This is a genomic window from Blastopirellula marina DSM 3645, assembly GCF_000153105.1.
Classification (GTDB): Bacteria; Planctomycetota; Planctomycetia; order Pirellulales; family Pirellulaceae; genus Blastopirellula; species Blastopirellula marina.
Map to the genome: position 1 here is coordinate 287414 of NZ_CH672376.1, position 6246 is coordinate 293659.

The 6246-nt window shown below is 57.5% G+C and carries 5 protein-coding genes; 4 read left to right on the forward strand and 1 reads right to left on the reverse strand.

Annotated elements, in window-relative coordinates:
• Positions 1-29 precede the first annotated feature (29 nt).
• Both DSM3645_RS02835 and DSM3645_RS30380 read left to right on the forward strand, forming a co-directional pair.
• Positions 30-1277, forward strand: a complete 1248-nt coding sequence (locus tag DSM3645_RS02835) for a hypothetical protein (RefSeq protein ID WP_002650504.1) — start codon at positions 30-32, stop codon at positions 1275-1277.
• Positions 1278-1399: 122 nt separating this feature from the next.
• Entirely contained in the window at positions 1400-1543 is a 144-nt protein-coding gene (locus tag DSM3645_RS30380) for a hypothetical protein (RefSeq protein WP_002650505.1), read from the forward strand.
• Positions 1544-1577: 34 nt separating this feature from the next.
• On the opposite strand, the gene DSM3645_RS02840 is transcribed toward DSM3645_RS30380, so the two are convergent.
• Complete coding sequence (locus DSM3645_RS02840) at positions 1578-2399, reverse strand: ankyrin repeat domain-containing protein (protein WP_002650506.1); 822 nt, start codon at positions 2397-2399, stop codon at positions 1578-1580.
• 594 nt (positions 2400-2993) lie between these two features.
• Between DSM3645_RS02840 and sucC the strand changes: the two genes are divergently transcribed.
• Together sucC and sucD are read left to right on the forward strand one after the other, a co-directional pair.
• On the forward strand, positions 2994-4178 hold the full coding sequence (gene sucC, locus DSM3645_RS02845) for an ADP-forming succinate--CoA ligase subunit beta (RefSeq protein ID WP_002650508.1): 1185 nt from the start codon (positions 2994-2996) through the stop codon (positions 4176-4178).
• A gap of 172 nt (positions 4179-4350) precedes the next feature.
• Positions 4351-5226, forward strand: coding sequence for a succinate--CoA ligase subunit alpha (gene sucD, locus DSM3645_RS02850; RefSeq protein WP_002650509.1), 876 nt, complete (start codon positions 4351-4353; stop codon positions 5224-5226).
• The last annotated feature ends 1020 nt before the right edge of the window (positions 5227-6246 follow it).

Genomic DNA, 6246 nt, shown 5'->3' on the forward strand with positions numbered 1-6246 from the left:
TAGAGAGCGAACTGTAAAGAGTTACCCGCATGAAATCCTCGATCTCCCTCTGCTTCTTGTTGCTCTGGAGCAGCGTCGCGTCGGCCGATGTGGTGCAGCCAACGCCGCAAGCAGGCGCGACCGCAGCGTTCGCCAACCAGCTGGAAGCGAAGCTGACAGACATTCGCACCAGCCAACTCAGCCCGTTGCAAACCATCGAATATCTACAGCGAATCATCGCCGAGCAAACGGCGAATAAAGCCAAGCTGACCACCTGGCGAGGCAAGTACCAGCTGTTTCAAAAAGAGTATCGCCGAGTCGTCGGGCTACGCCCCAATGGGACGCGGATCGCCGAGGTCGGTTTCGGCGAAACGACCGCGCATGTCGAGTTTGCGACCAATTTTTTGACCGACGTTTGTTACTACAAGTATGTGCAGCTCCAGACGCCGCGGCTGTTCCATCTGCCGCGGCGATTGGACACCAGGTCGACCATCATCCCAGCCCAACAGTTGGTGGAGATCATTGCAGGCCCCAACCAAGTGCTGGGGCTGCGTACGCTTCCCCGCGATCCGCAGCGGATTGACAAAGCGGCGATCCCCGCCGATTCTCCCTTGCCGCGCAGAATCGTTCGCCATAAGCCGGTCGAACCGATGCGGCCGTTCGCAATGGGACCGCTGGCCGATCCGCGGGCGCTCTTCATTTCGGTCGCCGGCAGCAACGTGATCGACATCTGTCGCAAGCGAATCGAAGAACTGAGTAATGAGGAGACCGAAGGCATTGTCGCCGCCCAGATTGATCAAACCGGCGACCACCATTTTTTGGTGATGCGGCATGAACCGACCGACTCGCCCTATCGCACGATCGATATCTTTTCGCTCGCGACCGGGTGCTCTTTGGTAACACGGCGAATCACGCAAAAGCGGGGGGACGAAACGCTGGTCGACGATTGGTTTTTCAATACCTACCAGCGACAACAGGGCGTCTTGTTACCGGTGAGTCATGTGCGACATTCGCGCGACTTCGCCAGCGGTCGGCCGGGACCGGTCATCATCCGGGCTCAGTTGGTCGAGAGCCGACTAGGCGAAGATCTGCCGAAGTTGGACTTGGCCTACTTGGGGGCGCGCGACGGAGACGTCTATAGCGACCGCATCGCGAAGAAGCTTTCGTTTCTTGATCCGCAGCTGCAGCCGGTTGGTCCGAACGATGTTAAGCGTTCGATCGATCATTACCGCATCTACCATCAGATCTTGCGAGGCGAGAGCCGATACTATCGCCCGCTAAACGCCCAGCGTCCGTAGCCAGGTCAGCCGTTGCAGGGCATGATTTTTCGGAAAATCCCGCTCGTAACGATTTGACTTGCCGCGTCCGTATGACAAGTTTCCTAGTGGACAATTGTCACTTTTCAGGACGCGGATAGCTTATGTCGTATCTCATTCTCTTTTGCGCCTTGATCGGGTTTGGCTGCTATATGGATTGGAACGTCATGCTAACGGCCGGCGTCACCTTTGGCGGGTTGGCGATCTGGTTCTTGCTGATGAACCGACGGCTGGCGATTCCGAAGTAACGCGAAGGCTGCGCCTGTCGATCGCCGCATGCGGCTATGCATCTGGCGAAGGGGTGGCGCCTGCTTTTTTCAACAGCTCGATCATCGGTTCATTACCGCGGAAGATCGCTTCATCCAGCGGCGTTCTGTCGGTCGACGGACTGAGCCGGTTTACATTAGCGCCGGCTTCAAGCAGCTCTTGCGCCGTCTCCAGTTCTCCATGACGCACCGCCCAGTCAAGCGCCGAGTCTTCGGCGCGATCGATTAGATTTACTTCCGAGCCATGTCGGATCAGGGCGCGGATCAAGTCTGGCGATCGCTTGTAGCGAGAAGACTGAATCAGCGGCGTCTCGGCGATGCCGTTTCTGGCGTTCACGTCCGACCCATGGTCGACCAGATACTCGGCGACCTCCGGTTGATTGGCGGTGTGAATCAAGGGATCCGCCGTATCGATGCGATCGTTGAAGCGACAGCCATGGGCGGCCAGCCCGCGCATCTCGGCCATTCTGCCATTGCTTACCGCGCGATAAATGCCGTCGACCAAGCGATTTTGCTGTTGCTGGCCATCGTAGGTCGTCCAGGCAAACAACACGATCGACGCGTGAATCGCCAGCAGCGCAAAAAACCCGGCGATAGTCAATCGGTTCAGCGGCCGCCAGTTTTTGTTGCCCGGCTCCGGCGAGATCGGCCGAGGCGAGGCAGGGGATGGATCACGCCAAGCGATTTGCAGCACAGCTGACCAAAAGACCAGGGTCAACGTCATCAGGGCGACGCCAGTCAGGCTGCCCCACTCAAACTCCGTTGGTCGTAGTCGCCAGAAGTAAATCCCGACCTGGGCGGCCGCGATGGCGACGATTATTAGCAGGCTGCGCATCATGATCTCCGACTCGGCGGGGGAACGCAGTTCGGCATGGCGTTTAAGCTGGCGATGTCATTGTTCGGCTGCGGTCGCATTGGGTCTAGGCGTTTCTTGTGTCGCGTGTCGCGAATTTGTCTCACATCGCGAAGAGAGAAGTCATATCGACAACTGCTAGCTGACGCGATTGGTTGTTTATCGGCCCCTGGTGGTAGTCTGGATAAGATTTAAGGCTGGTATTCCGGGTTTTTTCGCCTCCGAAGGATTTGGCACGCCTATCGCCTAATAAGTCTGCCAACTTCCCCCAAGTTTGGAGACTTTTAAAATGCTCGCCATCCAATCCTGCCTGATTTTCGCCGGTTTTGTTTTTTCGATGATTGCTTTGACGGCCGCTTTGCGTCCGATCAAACGAACCACCCCGTTCGGCGTCTAAACCTTACGTTTGCCGAGCGAATCCCCCTCGTACGGCCTGCGGAAAACCACTTGCTTTCTCCTTCATGAAAAACCCTTCAGGTTCATCAACCACAAAAGCGCTATGGTTGACCCTGTTTCGTTCTGAATCGATAATCCGGCTTTTACCGCACCATGACGCCTCGACTCAGTCGGATTTAGTCGATGAAAATTCACGAATACCAGGCGAAGCAGCTTCTCCGCGACGCAGGCGTCGCCGTCCCGCGCAACATCGTCGCCAAGACGCCTGAAGAGGCGGCCAAGGCCTACGAAGAGCTCGGCGGCAAGATCGCCGTTGTCAAAGCTCAGATCCACGCCGGCGGACGCGGCAAGGGGACGGTAAAAGACAACGCCGACCAACGCGGCGTTCAGCTCGTCAAATCTGCCGACGAAGCGAAAGCGGTCGCCGCCGCATTGCTGGGCAAAGAGCTGGTCACCATTCAGACCGGCCCCGAGGGGAAACTGGTCAGCCAGGTCTTGGTCGAAGAAGGGTGCGACATCGCCCGCGAACTCTATATGGGGATCGTGTTGGATCGCGCCGCCGCCAAGCCGGTGCTGATGATGTCGAGCGAAGGGGGGACCGAAATCGAAGAGGTCGCCGCCCATAGCCCCGAATTGATTCTGAAAGAGCATTTCGATCCTTCCCGCGGTCCTGACGCATTCCAGGTTCGCAAGCTTTGCAAGAAGCTGGGCATCGAAGGCGCTACGATCAAAAGCGCCTACAAGTTTATCCAAGGTCTCTGCAAGGTTTACGTCGACACCGACTGCAGCCTGCTCGAGATCAACCCGTTGGTCATCACCGGCTCGGGCGACATGATCGCACTCGACTGCAAGATGAACTTCGACACCAACGGCTTGTTCCGTCATCCGAAGATCGTCGAACTGCGTGACCTGTCGGAAGAAGAGCCGGCCGAAGTCAAAGCGGCCGACACCGGGCTCAGCTACGTCAAGCTCGAAGGCAACATCGGTTGTCTGGTCAACGGCGCCGGTTTGGCGATGGCGACCATGGACATCATCAAGCTGCACGGCGGCGAACCCTCGAACTTCCTCGATGTCGGCGGCGGCGCCAACGTTGATCAAGTCACCGAGGCGTTCCGCATTTTGCTGGCCGATAAGAACGTGAAAGCGGTCTTGGTCAACATCTTTGGCGGCATCATGCGTTGCACGACGATCGCCACCGCGGTGGTCGAAGCCTACAAGAGCGTCGGCTTTAACGTGCCGTTGGTCGTCCGTTTGGAAGGAACCGAAGTCGAGCAGGGCCGCAAGATCCTGTCCGAGTCGGGCATCCCGATCATCATCGGCGACGGTTTGACCGACGCCGCGAAAAAAGTTGTCGCGTCGGTCGCCTAGGCGATCACGGACGATCTGGACACTAGCCCGAGGCGCAAGCCGAGGGAATGTGGTTGGCGACAATATTCGTCTCCCATATTGACTTCCGAGATATGAAAAAGCTGGGTCGCGACGCACCCTACGACGATTAAAAACTCCTTAGGCTAAAACACCTCCAGAAGAAGCTGTTCCAATGAGCATCCTGATCAACAAAGATACGAAGGTCATTTGCCAAGGGATCACCGGCCGCGTCGGCGGCTTCCATACCAAGGGGTGCCTGGAGTACGGCACCAAAATGGTTGGCGGCGTAACGCCGGGCAAAGGTGGCCAACAGGTCGAAGGCTTGCCGGTTTGGGATACCGTCGAAGAAGCGGTCGCCGCGACCGGTTGCGAAGCGACGATGATCTTTGTGCCGCCGGCTGGTACGGCCGACGCGATTCTCGAAGCGCTGGACGCCAAAATTAAAGTGATCATCGCGATCACTGAAGGGGTCCCGGTTCTCGACATGGTTCCGGTCTACGAGAAAGTGCGAGCTTCTGACTCGGTCTTGATCGGACCCAACTGCCCCGGCGTGATCACGCCGGAGGAATGCAAAATCGGCATCATGCCGGGCTACATTCATAAGAAGGGCCCGGTCGGCGTGATGAGCCGCAGCGGTACGCTCACTTATGAAGCGGTTTGGCAACTGACCAGCTTGGGATTGGGCCAGTCGACTTGCGTCGGTCTCGGCGGCGATCCGATCGTCGGAACCTCGTTTATCGATCTGCTGAAGATGTTCCAAGCGGACGGAGCGACCGAAGCGATCATGATGATGGGCGAAATCGGCGGCACCGCCGAAGAGGAAGCGGCCGAGTTCATCAAAGCCAACGTCGACAAGCCGGTCGCCGCGTTCATCGCCGGACGTACCGCGCCTCCCGGCAAGCGGATGGGTCATGCCGGCGCGATCATCTCGGGCGGCAAGGGAACCGCCGACGAAAAGTTCGCCGCACTGCGAGCCGCCGGCGTCGAAATCGCCGAAAGCCCGGCCGATATGGGGACCGCGCTGAAGCGAGCGATCGAAAAGAAATAGCATTCGCTCCCTGCACAATCCAACACGAAGAACGCGTTCCGCACGGGACGCGTTTTTTTGTGCGCGCTGCCGAGGAACACCATTATTCTTCGCTTGCTCAAGGGGGCGTTTTGTGACAAACGGCCCGCAGCATTTTCGGTTGGACCATGGGACTGGACCGCTGTTTTTGGGGCTGAAACCTTGGACAGGACTGGACCGCTATTTTTGGGGCTGAAACCTTGGACAGGACTGGACCGCTATTTTTGGGGCTGAAACCTTGGACAGGACTGGACCGTTGTTTTTGGGGCTGAAACCTTGGACAGGACTGGACCGCTGTTTTTCGGGTTGAAACCTTGGACAGGACTGGACCGCGATGTGTGAATTATCGTAGGGTGGTTGGAGCAAAACCGAGATCGATTAAACCATTTTCGATCGACATGACCGGTTTGCGTAACCCACCAAACCTGCTTGCCGACACGGCGTCATCGGTGGGTTGTGCAAGCGGCGATGTCGATTGAAATTGGGCGCCGGAATTCGCTTGCTCCACCCACCCTACCGCTACCGCACTGGCGATTTGGTTGATCGGTCGGTGTGGAAATGGCCCGCGCGCAGCAATACGCCCTCAAGTCGGCCTTCTCGGCCGCCGAATCATCGTTGTTGGTTGGATCGGGATTTCGTGGATAGTGGACCCCTGATCCGTGCGCTTTGTCAATCGACAAAGATTGGCGATCGTCCATGCCCAAAGGGGCCTTCGCAAGTATTCGGGATGGTGCAATGGAGTCACGAAGTGACGCAGCCCTGGGAATGCGGCGCACTAGGAGATGCCAACGTTGGAGCAGTAGTTGCGAAGTTGGATCCGTGGTCGGGCCGTGTTCTCTACATTGCTTCCGGCCGCATTTCCTTTGCTGGCGCTTTTTGAAGTTGCGCTATTTGCAATTCACAAACAATCAAACATGAGTAAAGAACCGTAAAACAGGGCCAGAACCAGCCGGAAATCATCACACTAGCCAGAGGCGCAAGCCGATGGAATGCGGCTGGCGA